We start from the raw sequence: 15,880 nt of genomic DNA, 5'->3' as shown, positions 1-15,880 counted from the left end.
GACCTGCGGGTACCTGACTACTCGAAAGGAACTGGGCATGGCCAACAGCGAGTTGTTCACCCTCACGTTCTGGCAAGCCACCATCGCCCGCATGGCCCACTACGCCGCCACGTTCGCACTCGCCGGCTGGGGCTTGGGCGCCGTCGGCTCAACCGACACCCCCGCACACCTGAGCGTCCCCTCCGCAGGCGTCGCGATCGCCGCCGGACTCGGCGCGCTATACGCACTGCTGATCTCCGTCGCCGGCGCCAAACTAACCCCCGGGGCAACCCCCCTCGGACTGCTGTTCCCCACACCGAGCCAGGTACTTGAGGTCCGCCAGCGGCCACGTACAGAGCACCGCGGCCACGTGCATACCGCCGTGGACCCGCCAGTGGGAAGCGCGCCAGCGACGACGTACGAGCTCCCGCCCTGGGCCAAAGACGACGCCACCTACCTCGACGTGAAAGCCAGCGGCGGCGGCGCAGGCGGCCGCGCCGACACACAGGACTCGATCGACCCGGCCGCATGACGTACCGCTACGTCGACGAGCGCGCGCTGCGCTACGGCCAGATCGCCCTGCTCGGCGAAGCCGTCGCCCGCGGACTGAACTACATCATGTCCCCGGCCGGCCAATTCGCAGCCATGAATCAAGTCGAAGACAGCGCCCCCCTCTGGGCGTGGGGAGCCATCTTCATCAGCCTCGGCGTCATCGGCTGGTTCGGCGAAGCACTCATGTCCGGAGCCGCACCCGTCCGCGGCCCCAACCCCCGCGCATGGGTGTCATTCCTCGCGCACCTGGCGTTGCTCTGCGTCTACGCCGCGATGACTCTCGGATCGTTCGTCACCGTCATGCAGCAACACCCCAGATACGGCTGGCTCAACACCTACGACCTTCTCGGGATGGCCGTCGCTAACTGGATCTTCGCCAGACGGCGGCGCCGCGATGCTTAGCGAAGACTGGCTGAAATACGTTCCCCAGCAGTGGGTCGGCATCTTGGCGCTGGTCATGTGCTTCGCCACGCTCACAACGCACCTGATCGAGAAGTACCCAACGATCGCGAAGATCCTCCCGCTCGGCACCTGGTGGCACGACCGCGTCAAACGGAAGCGCCGGACGAGCGAATACATAGCTGAGGACAACGAGGTCATCGCCAACCTGAGTGAACAGGTGGAGTTGCTGGCCAAGGACATGCGGGAGATGCGTGACGACCTGCGGTGTCTGCGCGCCTGGTCTGTCTACGACGCCCGCTGGCACCATCAAGCCGACATCGCCAGCGCCGAATGCGATTACGAGCTGCCCCGGCACTACGACTATTTCGAATTCGAGCGCATCTGGCGCGGCGACCCGCTCGCGGCCGCGCGCCTTTCCTTCCTCGAGGAAACGTTGGAGGGTCCGAAAGAATGAGCCGCATCATCGTGAAGTTGCAGCCCACCGACATCGCGTGGCTCGGTCTGATCGCTTACGTGCTCGGCGTCAACATGACGCTGCCCGAGCAGCTTTCGATGGCGATGGACCGCTATCTGAAATCGCATAGGTGGACGTTCGAGGCGGTGCTGTTCGCGGTCTACGCGCACCTATCGAACAAGGTTCCCGATAGGTTCGACCCGATCCATCTGCTGTTCGTCGTGCTCGTCAAGGCGCTGCGCCGACACCCACGCATCACCATCGTCGACGACTAGCCCCCGCACAAACGTAACGCCCCCGGCTTCGGCCGGGGGCGCTTTTCGTCGTTCTACGGCAACAGGGCTCCGCTGGCCCCCATCCGCCCGTTCGGGAAGATCCCGGGCAGCAAGTTCGGGATCCCGCCACCGACACCGCCCGGGCCGCCGATACCCGGCATAGAGGCCGGGAAACCCGCCTTCGCGTCCCCACCGGTCCCGCCGTCCCCACCTTGCCCGAACAACAACACCGCCGAGCCGCCGAAACCGCCCCAGCCGCCCATCCCATTACTCAAACCCACCCCACCGGTGCCGCCGGTCCCGCCGTTCCCGAACAGCCAGCCGCCCTGGCCGCCACTGCCGCCCGCGCCGGCGCGGAACTCCACCGGCGTCGGCACACCGTTCTTCACGATCACCACCTGACCGGACGGGCCGCCCGTGCCGCCCATACCGCCATTCCCGAACGTCCCGCCAGCACCACCCGAACCGCCCGAGCCGCCGATCCTCGTCGCGTCGCCGCCCCGGCCACCGTTGCCCCACAACAGCCCACCCGCCCCGCCCGCAGTGCCATTCCCGAACTTGTCGGTGTACCCGTTCGCGCCGTCACCGATCAACGGCCGCCCGAGCAGCGTCATCGTCGGAGTGTTGACGATGTCCAACAGCGCCTGCAAAGGGTTCGCCGCCGCGGCCTCAGCCGACACATACCGGCCCACACTCGCATTCAGCAGCCCCACGAACTGATCATGGAACGCCGCCACCTGAGCCGAAGCAGCCTGGAACGCCTGACCATGCGAGCTGAACATGGTAGCGATGGCCCCCGACACTTCGTCGGCCGCAGCCGCCACGATCCCCGTCGTCGGCGAACTCGCCGCCGCCGCCGCCTCACTGACCGCCGACCCAACCCGCGCCACATCCCGCGCCGCCGTCGAAACGAACTCCGGAACAATCCCGAACGACATTGTCTCTTCCCCCGGTTAGTGCTTGATTGGTTGAGTGGGCGACCAATGATCAGCCCCACGTCGGCTCCGCAACCGCGGCCGGTCCCCGAAAACAGCGCGCGCCATCAGGCTACGGTGATCATGATCCGCCCGGGCCAAAATCGCTGAACGCCTCCGCTGCCGCCGGTCCACCCACACCGCACACGAAACGATGAGCAGCGGAACGAAAACCCACGGATGCGCGACCAGCGCAGCGACCACCATCCACACCGACGGCACCGCGATCACCACGGTCGCCGCCGGGTGCCGCTCCGGCCACGACCCGGCGGTCTGGAACCCGCACCGCGGGCACTCGTGCACCGACATCTTTCCCATTGACATTGTCAAAGCAGCTCCGTGTTTCCGCATGTCGCGCTCTGCCTTTTCATGTCGCGAATCCGAATGACAGCGTTGTGTTTCAGCAGCTCAGATGCGGTGTACTGGGCATTTGCAGCGGGTTCGATTCCCGGCAGCTCCACCGAGAAATAGCTGGTCAGAGTCCGAGACTCTGGCCAGTTTCTTGCTCATCGCCTGTGGCTGACTAGCTCCCAGCAGAATCCATCGTGATCGGGGCTCTGGATAAAGTAGTGCTCGTGAATTGTCGCCTTGCTATCGGGTTGCTCGCCGCTGTGGCGGTGGTGCTCGCTGTCCCTACCCAGGGCCATGCCGATCCGCCAACGAAATGTCTGAGCAACACCCCCAAAGGCAAGCAGGTCTACGTGCCTTGCGACTTACTCAACGCCGGCGTGAATTTCCCGCCGGGGCAGCGTTGTCCTCTACCGCTCGAGCAGTACCCGAAAGATGTGCAGGACTGGTGTGGCGAAGGCCCGGGCCTTGCGAGTCCCACGCTGACCAGTCCTACGAGTCCGACGAGTCCTACAAGCCCGGCAACCCCTACCAGTCCGAAGGCTCCACCGACCACGACCGGTCCTGCGAGCACGACGAGTCCTACGAGCCCGAAGACTCCAACAAATACGACGAGTCCGTCAAGTCCGACCAGTCCGACCAGTCCGACGAGTCCGACCAGTCCTGCGAGTCCTGCGAGCCCGGGCGGTAGATCGTGAGCATCGACGCCGTCAAGACCCGGAAAACACCATATTGTGCGACGGCATCGCGGACGTGGGGATGGTGCGGCGACGCTATCGGTCGTTGCTGACTCCCACGACCGCAGGCGCAGCGGTTCCCGCGAAACCGTCGCGTGCTGTGTGGCAACGACATAAGCTCCGGCTAGGCGGACGGTGCCGGCTGGGCACGTGACCAGTTGCTTCAATGAGCGGAGCTGCTCGATGTCGTATGTCGTTGCGTTGCCCGAGGCGATGTCCGCCGCCGCCACGGACCTCGCCTCGATCGGCGAGGTGGTCGCGACGGCCGGCCGGGCCGCGGCGGGTGACACCACGGGGTTGCTCGCAGCTGCAGAGGATGAGGTGTCAGCGGCGATCGCGGCCGTGTTCTCCGCCCACGGCGCGGGATTTCAAGCTCTCAGCGAGCAGGCGGCGGCGTTTCATGAGCGGTTCGTCCAGACATTGTCCGGCGCAACCGGAGCGTATGCCGCCGCCGAGGCGGCCGGTGCTGCGCCATTAGCGGCCTTCGAGCAGGCGGCGGTCGCTATTCAGCGGCTTCCTGCCGAAGCGGCCACCGGATTCGCATCCCTATTTTCAGTGCGAAGTTCGCCGATCTTGCAGCTGCTGGCGAGCGACATTCCGCCGTTCTCGTGGATCGTGGGTAGCAACTCGCCGCCACCGCTACTGAATTTGCTACTGGGACAGACGGTTTCGCGTACCACGTACGAAGGGATGCAGGTCGTCCAGATCACGCCGGCTCATCCGACCGGCGAATACGTGGTTGCCTTGCACGGCGGCGGGTACATCATGCCGCCGACAGTCTTGCACTGGCTGAATTACTCGGTGAATTCCTACCTGACCGGCGCGACGTTCCAAGTGCCTATTTACCCGTTGATCCAGCAAGGCGGCACCGCCGGCACGGTGGTACCAGCGACGGCCAATTTCATCTCCTCGCAAATTGCTCAACACGGGTACCAGAACGTCAGCGTTCTCGGCGACTCCGCGGGCGGCAACCTCGCACTCGCGGCCGTCCAACACATGCTGCAGACGAACCCGCTCGGCCCCCTGCCGTCGTCCATGGTTCTACTGTCGCCGTGGCTGGACCTGACGCTTGGACGCGAGGTCGGCATGTGGTGGGGCGACAACCTTTCCGTTACCAACCCCATGGTTAGTCCGCTCTATGGATCACTTGCCGGACTACCGCCAACGTATGTCTATTCGGGTGGGCTGGATGTACTCGTAATCTCCGCTAATGCCCTCCAGCAGGCGGCCATTAGCCAGGGTGCCCCGTTCAGCTTCTTCACTGCGCCTTTCGAACATCACGACTGGGCTCTGGCGGATTGGCTGCGGTGGCCGCAGATCAACCGTGAACTCGGTATCGCGGCCTGATCGCTGGTCAGGCGAGGCGGACTACCGACGAAACCGTCAGCCCTACAAAGTCTTCTGGTCGACCGAGGCTCCGCCCGTCGGTGCTCTGTTTCCGCACGACCGTTGCCGGCGTTGTGCCCAGCGGGCCCGGAGCGCGCTTACGAACCGCAATTGTCGGTTGTCGCGCCCGGGCGCCCAAAGCCCGATCAGGACAGCACTGACGGCCACGAACACAGCGAGCACCAACAGCGAGGTATTCATAGCTTCGATGAAGGCGACCTTGCTGAACTCGGCCAGGCGGTCACCCGCGGGCCCTAGCCGCCGGGCAACTTCGAGGGCTTGCCCCACCGAAGTCGAGGCGGCGTCGCTGACCTGCTGGGGGAACCCGATCACCTTGGGAGCTAGCATCTTCGGATAGCTGGCGGCCAACATCGACCCGGCCAGCGCGATGCCGAGCGCGGCGCCGATTTCCCGCGTGGCGTCGTTGACCGCCGACGCGACCCCCTGCTTGTCGTCCGGAACAGTCGTCATGATGACCGACGTCGTCGGTGCGGTGCACAGGCCGATGCCGGTGCTCAGCACCAGCATGGGCCATGCGGCCCTCCAGTAGGTCGAGCCCAGCTCTACTCCGAGCAGGCAGACCAACCCGAACGCGATCAGCATCAGTCCAGAGAAAACCACCGCGCGCAGCCCGAGCCGGGGTAGGTACCAGAAGGACAGCAGTGACAGCACCAGCAGCGGTCCCATGATGGGAGTCAGCGCAAACGCGGTCTTGATAGGGCTGTAACCGAAGATCAGCTGCATGTACTGCATCAGCAGGAACATGTAGCCGAACATCGAAATGAAGAACACCGTGATGGTGGCGGCGCCGGTGGCGAACGCTGGAACCGCGAACAACCGCACGTCCAGTAGCGGATAACTCTGCCGCACCTCGACAAATCCGAAAGCGACGCCCATGGCCAAACCGGCGCCGATGCTGCCGAGGACCAACGGGTGAGTCCATCCGCGCGCCGGCGCCTCGAGGATGCCGAAGACGAGTGCCGCCACCGCGCCGCCGATGACGAAGGCACCCCGCCAATCCAGGGGCCGCGCCTCGGATTGCTTCGAGCTCGCGATCGTCAAAGTGAGGACGAACAAGGTCAACCCGCCGCCCGTGAAGGCCCAGAAAATGGAATGCCACGACCAGAAATGCAGCAGGGCCCCGGACCCAAGCATCCCGACGACCGCGCCGGCCCCGGCAACCCCGGCCCAGATGCCAACTGCCTTGTTGCGCTGATCCTTTGGATGAGCCGCCGTGATCAACGACAGGGTGGCGGGCATGATTAGCGCCGCGCCCACTCCGGCAGTCGCCCGGGCGAGGATGACGATCGTGGGGTCAGACCAGACCGCCGGCACTATCGATGCCAGGCCGAACACGGCGAGCCCCACCAACATGGCGCCGCGGCGTCCGTAACGGTCGCCGAGTGCTCCCGCCGGTAATAACAGGCAGGCCAGGACGAGGGTGTAGCTGTCCACGATCCAGGTGAGCTGAGTCTGGGTAGCCGACAGAGCGGTCGCCATGTCCGGAATGGCGGTGTTCAGCGCGACCATCGAGGACATCACCAACAACACACCGAGGGACGCCACGGTGAGTAACCAGCTCCGTGCGCGCACCGACAAATCGGCGAGCGCAAAATCGTCTACTTGACTTGGCCGCGCCTGCGTATCGACCACGCCCCACCCCCTCGGCGGATACGATCGAAATTTGAGACTCCCCGTCTATGAACGAGACTAACAGTCTCGTTCGGCGGTGACCACCGCGAGCTATCGCGGATCACAATCAAGGCCTCATTCGACGAACGCGGCGAGACCGGTGATCCTGCTGAGCTTTACACCTGTCCTGAAACGACCCTCCGGCGAGACCACCGGCGACCATCTGTCAGGGTGGTGAGCATGACTGCACAGAAGCCCGAGATCGATTTCCCCGGCGGGGAACCGCCCGCCGACCTGGTTATCACCGATGTCGTCGAGGGCGACGGAGCGGAGGCCGCCTCCGGTAATACCGTGGTGGTGCACTACGTCGGCGTGGCCCACTCCACCGGTGAGGAGTTCGACGCTTCCTATAACCGCGGTGAGCCGCTGACGTTCCGACTCGGCGTCGGCCAGGTCATCCAGGGCTGGGACCAGGGCGTGCAGGGCATGAAGGTCGGCGGTCGCCGGCAGCTGCTGATCCCCGCCCACCTCGCGTACGGCGACCGTGGCGCCGGTGGCGTCATCAAGCCCGGTGAGTCGCTGATCTTCGTGGTGGACCTGCTCGAGGTCAGGTAGCGACGCGCCGGTCCCTGCCTCGACCCGATCAGATCAGCCCGGGTATCAACGCTTTTCGCTCGGGCGGGTAGTCGGGAAACTTCTCCTGGTACCACTTGTGAGTGGCGAACGCCCGCGGGATCAGATTGCCTGCCGTGATCAGAAATATGATCACCCCGGCGAGCGACCAGGTCAGCAGGGAGAATCCGGCCCATGCGATCAGCTCGCCCAGATATGCCGGGCTGGTGACGAACCGAAACCCCCCGCCGTAGGGAATCTTGTACTCTGTCGCGCCCGGGTTCGCCTTGTCGCGCAGGTTGCGCACGATCGACTCCGACCGGACCAGTAGGACGAATCCGCCGAGGTAGACAATCAGCCCGATAAGAAACCGCGGATCGGTCAACCATTCGACGCCGTACTGGTGCTTGTAGTCGTGGCTGAAGAACGCGCCGTTGAGGTAGCCGTGCATCGTGGTGATCACCATTCCGAAGGCGAGCACGACGATGTTGAAGCTGCCGCGTTTGCCCGGCACCTGTCTGATCGACAACGGGAAGAACCAGCCGCGGTTGCCGTAGTGCATGAGCCAGATGGTCGCGAGTACGAGCGGCGTCGTGTCGAATCGGTGTGGCCCGGTGAGATAGAAGATCGCGAACACCACGGTGGCGGGTATCTCCATCAGCCACCAGCCGAGCTTCGGATTGAGATTCACCCCGCGCCCCGTTGCGCCGAATCGGCCGTAAGGACTCTGCTGGAACAATCCGCCGATGATCACCAACGCCGCGATGACCAGACCTATCGTCACCACGGTGTCGTAAGTGGTGTTGCCGGTGTACCAGTTCATCAAGCTCCCTTCGAGAGCCGACATCGTCGAGCATGTCGAGCAAGCGCCTGCCGCAGTAGAACAACTTCTATCAGCACGCGATCGGCAGAGCGTGCGAGGGACTGTCAGTGTCCGCTGCCTACGAGCAGAAGTCGCACGAATCCTCCTTTACGGGAGGCGGATTGGGTCCGTCCCACACATCGCTCGGCAGCTGCCCCCGGTAAGGGACGTTGCCGGCCGAGTTCCGGACCCAGTACCAGGTGTGGCAGACGTTCATGTCCCATCCGTAGGCCACTCCCGGGCCGGACGACATGTCGTAGCGGGAGTACACCATCGAGTCACCTGGACACCAGGTGTGCGGCGGTAAGGGGTCCCGCCTGCGCCGGAGCTGCCAGCCCTAATCCACAGCCGGTCAACACAGCGGATGCGAGTGCCGCGATTCGTCGGGCCATGTTCCGGTCTCTCTCGTGGTTGGTCACCACAGCGTGCGCCTGACGCCTTGCGGAACTCTTGCGCGGGCGCGGCGGCGCTATGTTGGTCGTAACGTCGCACGACACCCGAAGGAGCCATCGGTGGCTGTGGAGTTCCGTTGAACGGAGACCGACCCAACTGGGGCTGGGGGGACAAAGAGCCTGTGCCCATGTTCACCGAGGCCGAGATCCGATCGGCCTGCAAGGACTTCGGGCTGCAGGACATCGACACGGACAGCGTCATTGCGCAACTCAATGAGAACCGTCAGAGCGAGCGAGCTGCCGGGCGAGATCCAGGCGAAGGCGGACCGTCCGAACTTCGCCGCTGAACGAACATGAATTGACGCGTTGCATGTATCGTCCGAGCCCGCGGTGGGTAACTGCTTATTACACAGCGGTCCACTAGGCGGAGGCGGGTACACGATGAGCAGAGCTACTGTCAGTGCACAAAGCCATGCGGGAGACGTCAGATCCAAAGTTGCGCGGGTAGGCCTGATCGGCAAGGGATCGCTGTATGTGCTCTTGGGTTTCCTGGCGATCAAGGTCGCGATGGGTGACAGCTCCGCGGCCGGTGCCAGTAAGACCGGGGCGATCCAGACCGTCGCGCAAGCGCCGTTCGGCAAGTTCCTGCTGATCGCCTTGACGGTGGCTTTGATCGCACTGGTGGTGTGGAAATTCAGCCAGGCCGTCTCGGGTGACCCGATCGAAGGGTCGGACGGCAGCGATCGGGCCAAGTACGCGGGCAAGGGCGTTCTCTACAGTGGCGCGGCGCTCGCGTCGCTGTCTATTCTCATCGCGAACTGGGGCGGCGATGCCGGTGCGGTGCCAGGTGCCGGGGGAGGCGGTGGTGACGGCCAGCAGCATGCCGCCGGGGTGGTCATGGGTCTGCCCGGCGGCCGGTGGATCGTGCTGATCGTCGGTCTCGGCGCAATCGGCTTCGGTGGCTACGAAATCTACAAGCACACCATCAACTGCGGCTTCATGAAGCGCACCGGAGCGCTGAGCCGCGACAAGCGGAAGGTCATCGAGGCGCTGGGCCGGGCGGGCTACGTGGGTAGCGGCCTGGTGGCCATCGGTGTCGGCTTCTTCTTCGTCGTCGCAGGCCTCACCTTCGACCCGGAGAACGCCAAGGGATTGTCCGGGCTATTGGCCGAACTCGCCGGCCAGAGCTGGGGGCAGGTGGTCCTCTGGCTGATCGCCGTCGGCCTGTTTGCCTACGGTCTGTTCTCGTTCGCCGAGGCGCGTTACCGCCCCGCCACTTAGCGCGGATTGCAGACAAGCCTTTGCGCCGAAACCTATGCTGCGCGGATGAACGAGTTTCGCGCATCGGCAGCACCGGACCTACCGGGCGTCCCCTCTGTCGAAGGCTTGCTGCCCGGGCCCGATCAGCTGCTCGGCCGCCCCCGCGCGTTGCCGGTGGACTTGCTCGGCGAATTGCACGGTCCGCTGTTCTACGCGGACTTCGCCGGCGGCATCAGGAAGCTCTACGCGTGTTCGCTGGAGCTGGTCACCGAGCTTTGCGACGAGAGTCGCTTCGCCAAGAACCTCACCGCAACCCTCGCCCGAGTCAGACCGTTGGCCGGCGACGGCCTGTTCACGGCCTACCACGGCGAACCGAACTGGCAGCGGGCCCACGACGTGCTGCTACCGGGTTTCAGTTACGCGGGCTTGCGGCGGTATCACGACGCGATGCTCGACATCAACTGCAAACTGACCGACCGGTGGGACGCCACTGTCGGGGTTGGGCCGGTGGATGTGTCGAACGACTTGCAGAAGCTGGCCATGGACACCGTGGCGCTCGCCGGATTCGGTTCGCGATTCGACTCTTTCGAATGTCCGGGGCTGGCTCCGATTCCGCAGAGCTTCACGACGGCCATGGGGGAGTTGGGATCTGGCGCGACCACGCCTGTCTTCAACGAAGAACTGGCCACCTTGCACGCGTTCATGGACGGACTCATAGCGGAGCACCAATCCGGCGACAGTGAGTCTGAGGACCTGTTGGCGCTGATGCTGCAACAGGATTCGAGCGGCCAACCGGTGCTGGACACCGACAACATCCGCAACCAGATCATGACCTTCCTGATCGCCGGACAGCTCACCACGTCGGAGTTGATGCCCAACACGCTGTACAACATCATCAACGATCCGGCGGTGCTGCATCGCGTCCAGGCCGAAGTGGACACCGTATTCGGAACCGACGACGACTACCTGCCGCGTTACGACGACATCGGCAAGCTGACGTATCTGCGCCAGGCCATCGAGGAAACCTTGCGGCTGTCCCCGCCGGTGCTGCAATTCGACCGAATGGCTTTGGAAGACACCGTGATCGGCGGTAAGTACCCGATCAAGCGCGGTGAGGCGGTCACGGTTCTCACCGGCGCTTTGCACCGTCAGCCGGGGTGGGGTGACAACGTCGAACTGTTCGATCCCGACCGCTTCGCGCCCGAACGCTCGGCATCCAGGCCGACCGCGTTGTTCAAACCGTTCGGAACAGGGGCACGATCCTGCATCGGCCGCCAGTTCGCCCTGCACGAGGCGGCCATGGCGCTGGCCCGGGTCATCCATCGCTACCGCCTCATCGACGCCTATCACTATGTGCCGCAGTGGGAATCGCCGAACAGCCGCCGACCCGTCGGGTTCCGGCTCGATGTCCTGCGACGCACCCCGCAGGACCGCCAGGCCGATGTACCGGGCCGCGAAGCCGCGGCCGTGCAGAGCACAGCGCAGCAGCCAACGGCGATCACAGCCGGCACCAGGCTGGCCGTCCTGCACGGCTCCAACCTCGGCACGTGCCGTGCCCTGGCCCGCCAATTCGCGGACGATGCAACGGCATTGGGCTGTGTAGCGACGGTGGCGCCGCTCGACGACGCCGTCGGCGGGTTCCCCGAAGCCGAGGCCATCCTGATCATCGCCTCCTCGTACAACGGACAACCAACCGACGATGCGCGCGCCTTCCTTACCTGGCTGCTCGACGCCGACACCACCTTGGATCCGGCACCCAACGTCGCGGTTCTCGGTGTGGGTGACCACAACTGGGCCGACACCTACCAGGTGGTTCCACAACGCATCGACGAGCGCCTCGGCGAGCTGCAAGCCAATCGGTTGGTTCCGCGGGCGGCGGCCGACACCTCGGGGGACATCGTCGGCACGATCGAGGAGTTCGCCGCCGCGCTGTGGTCGTCCCTGACCGAACGCTTCGGTGACCCCGACGCCGCACCGCTGACGGACGCGGCCGAACCGCTCTACGAGTTGCGCCGGATCGTCGGCCCCGTGACGGCGGCGATGGACGCACGGTCGTCGGTGATCCCGATGACCGTCGTCGAAAGAACCGAACTGGTCAGCCCGGGGCTGGGACAAGCCAAAACCAATATCCGCGTTGAACTTCCGGACGGCGTCGATTATCAAACGGGCGACCATCTCACGGTGATGGCCGACAACCCGCCCGAGGTTGTCGACAGGGTGCTGACCCAACTCGACCTCGATCCCGGACTGCGGCTGGCGATCAACCCCCGGCGCAGCTCCAGACGGCTCATCGCGCTGGACCGAGAGGTCAGCGTCCGGGAACTGCTCACGCACTTCGTCGAATTGCAGAAACCGGTGACCAGCAGTCAATTGCGCAAGCTTGCGGCAGCCAACACCAGTCCTGCCGAAAGTCAGCGGCTCACCGAACTTGCCGATGATCCAGACGGCTGCCCGCTCAGCGTGATGGAATGTCTCGACGAATTCCCCGCCTGCGCTCTCACCGGTGCCGAACTCCTCGAACTGCTCGACCCCATGGTTCCCAGGCATTATTCGATCGCGTCGTCGTCACTGTTGTCACCACGCACAGTGGGGCTGATCGTCAGCGTCCTGGACGCACCGGCCCGCTCCGGGCACGGCCTGTTCAAAGGTGTCGCGTCCAACTACCTCGCGACCGTTCGGCCCGGACAGCTGATCCGGGCGCGCGTGGACCCGGCCCGGCAGGCGTTCCGCGCCGGTGCCGATCCGGCCAGGAACGTGATTCTGGTCAGCGCCGGTACCGGCGTCGCGCCTTTCTGCGGTTTCCTCGGTGATCGGCTGGCCGCAAAGAACGCCGGAACGCCGGTGGAGCCCGCGTTGTGCTTCTTCGGCGTACGTGACCCGGAGGTCGATTACATCTTCCGAGACCAGTTCGAGCAGGCCGAGGGACTCGGCATCGTCCAGATGCGACCGGCGTTTTCCCGGGCACCGCAGGACGGGGTTCGCTACGTACAGGACCGCATCGCCGCGGACGCCGACGACGTCTGGAACCTCTTGGGTGACCCGGGAAAGGACGCCCACGTCTACGTGTGCGGCGACGGCGCGCGGATGGCGCCGGCGGTGCGCGGGTCCTTCCTCGACATCTATCGGGCGCGGACGGGTGCTGATGATGGTCAGGCCCGCGACTGGCTGAACGGTCTCATCGAAACCGACCACTACGTCGAGGACGTCTGGGCCGGGTGACTGGAATCGTCAGGACGGCAGTTCCTCGATGAGTTCCTCGAGGAATTTGCCGGCCTCCCGTCCGGCTTCTTCGACGTCCCGCGCGGCGATCGCATCGATCAAGCCGCCGTGTCGGATCTCGCGGGGTTCGTGCGTCACGCTGGTGGCTGCGACGCTGGCTGCGACGACTTCGGTGAGCCCGCGGTAAAGCTCCGTCAGGACGGAGTTCCCGGATGCCTGCACCACGGCGAAGTGCAGGGCTGCATCGGCTGCAACGAAGGCGGCGCGATCTTCTCCGCATTCCAATTCATCGCGGCGCCGGAGCAATTGCCTGAGCGCGGCGACGTCTTCGTCGGTGCGCGCAGCGGCAGCCAGTCTCGCTGCCTCGACCTCCAGGCAGCGGCGCACCTGCAGTACCTCGCGTAGCTCGGACCCGCACAAGCGGCGCAGCGCCCCGGAGACTTCGCTGGTGGCGCGCACGTAGGTGCCGTCCCCCTGGCGCACTTCGAGGATCCCGGCGTGCGCCAGGGCGCGCACCGCCTCCCGCACGGTGTTGCGCCCCACACCCAGCGCCTGGGTGAGGCTCGGTTCATTGGGTATACGCGTTCCGACGGGCCATTCTCCGGAAGCTACGGACTGCCGCAGCTGATCGATGATCTGCTCGACCAGCCCTGTCCGGCGCGTTGTTGCCAATGGCACAGTATCCTCAATTCATCCAATCATGGGATGTATGACACACTAGCTGAGTGAGTGCGGAAGTGGCAGGAATATGCGCCGAAGCGGACGGCCGCGCAGCCACTGCCGAAGAGATCCATCCAGCCGTCCGGTTGGCGGGCGGTGGGCTACTGATCGCCGCGGTGGTCCTGACGGCGCTGAACCTGCGCCCCGCGCTCACCAGTGTGGGGCCGCTCCTGGGCGCGATGCGCGAATCGCTCGGCGCCTCGGCCACCTGGGCGGGCGTGCTCACCACGTTGCCCGGATTGTGTTTTGCCGCAGCGGGACTCGCTGCGCCCTGGCTGGCCCGCCGAGTCGGCTTGCAGCATGCGATCAGCGCCGCGTTGGCGATATTGACCGTCGGCCTGTTGCTGCGCGTACTCGGCGGTCCCTTCGTCGTCGTCGGGGGGACGGTGGTGGCCACCGCCGGCATCGCGTTGGTCAATGTGTTGATTCCGGTGGTGATCAAGGGGTCGTTCCCGGCTCAGATCGGGGTGATGACGGGTATCTACACCGCTGCCCTGCAGGGTGGCGGCGCGATGGGATCAGCGCTGACACCGCTGATGGAGTCCGCGTTCGGAAGTTGGCGTGGTGCGCTCGGCGGCTGGGCCGTCCTTGCGCTGCTGGCGCTCATCGCCTGGCTTTTCGGCGCCCGCAGAGTGAGTACCGTCGAGCTGCCGGCCCGCCCCACCGGCGGATCGCTGCTACGAAATCGCTTGGCATGGACGGTAACCCTGTTCTTCGGCTTCCAGTCCACACTCGCGTACATCATATTGGGCTGGCTGCCCGAAGTGTTCATCGACAGCGGTGTGCCGAAGGCGACCGCCGGGATGCTTGCCGGCCTCGTGTCGCTGATCGCCGTGCCGATCAGCATTTTCCTCGCGCCGATGGCCGCCCGATCCGGCAGCCAGAGCGGCTGGATCGTGGCGCTGGGCGTCATCGGACTCGTCGGCGTCATCGGCCTGCTGGTTGATCCGGCAGCGGCGCCGCTGTTGTGGAGTGTGCTCGTCGGCCTGGGCCTGAGCGTATTTTCGTTGGCGCTCACCGTGATTGCGCTACGCGCGCGCACCACCGAGGATACCGCTCAGTTGTCAGGGATGGCGCAGGGCTTCGGGTACCTGCTTGCCGGCATCGGGCCCTTCCTGTTCGGGGTGCTCCATGATGTCACCAGTGGGTGGACCGTGCCGTGGATCTTCGTCCTCGTGATCTATGTGCTGCAGATGACGATGGGCGCCCTGGCGGGCCGCAACCGCTACGTCTGATACCGACGGCAGGCGCCGCGATAGATTGCTCTTCGTGAGCGAAGACAGAGTCCGGGTGCGGATCGACGACAACGGTGTGGCAACGGCAACGATGGTGCGCGCCGACAAGCACAATGCGCTCGACCAGGCGATGTTCGAAGGCCTGGTGGATGCGGCAGAGCAGCTGGCAGCGGATACGTCGGTCCGCGCGGTCGTTCTGCACGGTGAGGGCAAGAGCTTCTGCTCGGGTCTGGACGTGGCGAGTTTCATGGGCGGCGATCGCGGCACGGGCGTGCTGTTGAGCCGGGACGAAGACCGGCCGGCGAACCTCGCCCAGCGGGTGAGCTACGACTGGTCTCTGGTACCCGCGCCCGTCATCGCCGCAATACATGGCAACTGCTTCGGTGGCGGTCTGCAGATCGCGCTCGGCGCAGACATCCGGATCGCCGCGCCGGACGCCAAGCTCAGCATCATGGAGATCAAGTGGGGACTCGTTCCCGACATGGGCATCACCCAGGCACTGCCGAGACTTCTGCCGATCGACGTCGCGAAAGAGTTGACGTTCACCGGCCGCATCGTTTCCGGCAGCGAGGGTTCCGAGCTCGGCCTGGTCACCCGGACGGACGCGGACCCGTTGGCGGCAGCCCTGGCACTCGCGAACGAGATCGCATCAAAGTCGCCGCATGCGATCCGTGCCGCGAAGCGCTTGTATGACGAAACCTGGGTCAGCAATGACCCCAGGGCTGCTCTCGCGCTCGAATCAGAGCTGCAGACCGGACTGATCGGCTCGCCCAACCAGATCGCTGCGGTAATGGCTGGAATGTCGGGGGAGCGCCCGGTTTTCGCCGACCCCGCCTAACGT

General features: G+C 65.1%; 17 protein-coding genes. 12 read left to right on the top strand and 5 right to left on the bottom strand.

What is annotated here, in order from left to right; all coding sequences use genetic code 11:
* Window positions 1-37: 37 nt before the first annotated feature.
* From ACNQS7_RS11190 to ACNQS7_RS11175, 4 genes are read left to right on the top strand one after another with little or no spacing between them, the layout of a single operon-like run.
* Window positions 38-511 (top strand): hypothetical protein, encoded by a 474-nt coding sequence (locus ACNQS7_RS11190; protein ID WP_418012562.1) that lies wholly within the window; start codon window positions 38-40, stop codon window positions 509-511.
* On the top strand, window positions 508-933 hold the full coding sequence (locus tag ACNQS7_RS11185) for a hypothetical protein (RefSeq protein WP_418012561.1): 426 nt from the start codon (window positions 508-510) through the stop codon (window positions 931-933). The genes ACNQS7_RS11190 and ACNQS7_RS11185 overlap by 4 nt, the downstream gene beginning before the upstream one ends.
* Window positions 926-1,387 (top strand): hypothetical protein, encoded by a 462-nt coding sequence (locus ACNQS7_RS11180; RefSeq protein WP_418012560.1) that lies wholly within the window; start codon window positions 926-928, stop codon window positions 1,385-1,387. Before ACNQS7_RS11185 ends, ACNQS7_RS11180 begins: the two co-directional genes overlap by 8 nt.
* Complete coding sequence (locus ACNQS7_RS11175) at window positions 1,384-1,662, top strand: hypothetical protein (RefSeq protein ID WP_418012559.1); 279 nt, start codon at window positions 1,384-1,386, stop codon at window positions 1,660-1,662. The genes ACNQS7_RS11180 and ACNQS7_RS11175 overlap by 4 nt, the downstream gene beginning before the upstream one ends.
* A 53-nt stretch (window positions 1,663-1,715) precedes the next feature.
* Here ACNQS7_RS11175 and ACNQS7_RS11170 read toward each other — a convergent pair whose 3' ends face one another.
* Window positions 1,716-2,600, bottom strand: coding sequence for a PE family protein (locus tag ACNQS7_RS11170; RefSeq protein ID WP_418012558.1), 885 nt, complete (start codon window positions 2,598-2,600; stop codon window positions 1,716-1,718).
* Window positions 2,601-3,432: 832 nt separating this feature from the next.
* Between ACNQS7_RS11170 and ACNQS7_RS11165 the strand changes: the two genes are divergently transcribed.
* Together ACNQS7_RS11165 and ACNQS7_RS11160 are read left to right on the top strand one after the other, a co-directional pair.
* Window positions 3,433-3,675: a hypothetical protein gene (locus ACNQS7_RS11165; RefSeq protein WP_418012557.1), complete on the top strand. Its 243-nt coding sequence runs from the start codon at window positions 3,433-3,435 to the stop codon at window positions 3,673-3,675.
* Window positions 3,676-3,904: 229 nt separating this feature from the next.
* Entirely contained in the window at window positions 3,905-5,068 is a 1,164-nt protein-coding gene (locus tag ACNQS7_RS11160; RefSeq protein WP_418012556.1) for a PE domain-containing protein, read from the top strand.
* 42 nt (window positions 5,069-5,110) lie between these two features.
* Here ACNQS7_RS11160 and ACNQS7_RS11155 read toward each other — a convergent pair whose 3' ends face one another.
* On the bottom strand, window positions 5,111-6,673 hold the full coding sequence (locus ACNQS7_RS11155; RefSeq protein WP_418012555.1) for an MFS transporter: 1,563 nt from the start codon (window positions 6,671-6,673) through the stop codon (window positions 5,111-5,113).
* 306 nt (window positions 6,674-6,979) lie between these two features.
* On the opposite strand from ACNQS7_RS11155, the gene ACNQS7_RS11150 reads away from it, so the two are divergent.
* Window positions 6,980-7,354 (top strand): FKBP-type peptidyl-prolyl cis-trans isomerase, encoded by a 375-nt coding sequence (locus tag ACNQS7_RS11150; protein ID WP_418012554.1) that lies wholly within the window; start codon window positions 6,980-6,982, stop codon window positions 7,352-7,354.
* Window positions 7,355-7,382: 28 nt separating this feature from the next.
* Here the strand turns inward: ACNQS7_RS11150 and ACNQS7_RS11145 are convergent, their stop codons facing one another.
* Window positions 7,383-8,174, bottom strand: a complete 792-nt coding sequence (locus ACNQS7_RS11145; RefSeq protein WP_418012553.1) for a 3-oxo-5-alpha-steroid 4-dehydrogenase — start codon at window positions 8,172-8,174, stop codon at window positions 7,383-7,385.
* 118 nt (window positions 8,175-8,292) lie between these two features.
* On the bottom strand, window positions 8,293-8,487 hold the full coding sequence (locus ACNQS7_RS11140; RefSeq protein ID WP_310784757.1) for a hypothetical protein: 195 nt from the start codon (window positions 8,485-8,487) through the stop codon (window positions 8,293-8,295).
* A gap of 306 nt (window positions 8,488-8,793) precedes the next feature.
* On the opposite strand from ACNQS7_RS11140, the gene ACNQS7_RS11135 reads away from it, so the two are divergent.
* The 3 genes from ACNQS7_RS11135 to ACNQS7_RS11125 all read left to right on the top strand — a co-directional run bounded on the left by ACNQS7_RS11135 (window position 8,794) and on the right by ACNQS7_RS11125 (window position 13,084).
* Window positions 8,794-8,952 (top strand): hypothetical protein, encoded by a 159-nt coding sequence (locus ACNQS7_RS11135; RefSeq protein ID WP_418012552.1) that lies wholly within the window; start codon window positions 8,794-8,796, stop codon window positions 8,950-8,952.
* A gap of 94 nt (window positions 8,953-9,046) precedes the next feature.
* Window positions 9,047-9,886: a DUF1206 domain-containing protein gene (locus ACNQS7_RS11130; protein ID WP_418012551.1), complete on the top strand. Its 840-nt coding sequence runs from the start codon at window positions 9,047-9,049 to the stop codon at window positions 9,884-9,886.
* Window positions 9,887-9,931: 45 nt separating this feature from the next.
* Window positions 9,932-13,084 (top strand): cytochrome P450, encoded by a 3,153-nt coding sequence (locus tag ACNQS7_RS11125; protein WP_418012550.1) that lies wholly within the window; start codon window positions 9,932-9,934, stop codon window positions 13,082-13,084.
* 9 nt (window positions 13,085-13,093) lie between these two features.
* Here ACNQS7_RS11125 and ACNQS7_RS11120 read toward each other — a convergent pair whose 3' ends face one another.
* Window positions 13,094-13,762, bottom strand: coding sequence for a FadR/GntR family transcriptional regulator (locus ACNQS7_RS11120; RefSeq protein ID WP_418012549.1), 669 nt, complete (start codon window positions 13,760-13,762; stop codon window positions 13,094-13,096).
* A gap of 47 nt (window positions 13,763-13,809) precedes the next feature.
* Between ACNQS7_RS11120 and ACNQS7_RS11115 the strand changes: the two genes are divergently transcribed.
* Window positions 13,810-15,039: a CynX/NimT family MFS transporter gene (locus tag ACNQS7_RS11115; protein ID WP_418012548.1), complete on the top strand. Its 1,230-nt coding sequence runs from the start codon at window positions 13,810-13,812 to the stop codon at window positions 15,037-15,039.
* A gap of 34 nt (window positions 15,040-15,073) precedes the next feature.
* Window positions 15,074-15,877 (top strand): crotonase/enoyl-CoA hydratase family protein, encoded by an 804-nt coding sequence (locus tag ACNQS7_RS11110; RefSeq protein ID WP_418012547.1) that lies wholly within the window; start codon window positions 15,074-15,076, stop codon window positions 15,875-15,877.
* Window positions 15,878-15,880: the final 3 nt, after the last annotated feature.

It is taken from the genome of Mycobacterium sp. 23, from assembly GCF_048287075.1.
Lineage (GTDB): Bacteria > Actinomycetota > Actinomycetes > Mycobacteriales > Mycobacteriaceae > Mycobacterium > Mycobacterium gordonae_B.
The sequence above is the reverse complement of the archived record's forward strand: the minus strand, read 5'-3'. Positions and strand labels throughout refer to the sequence as shown.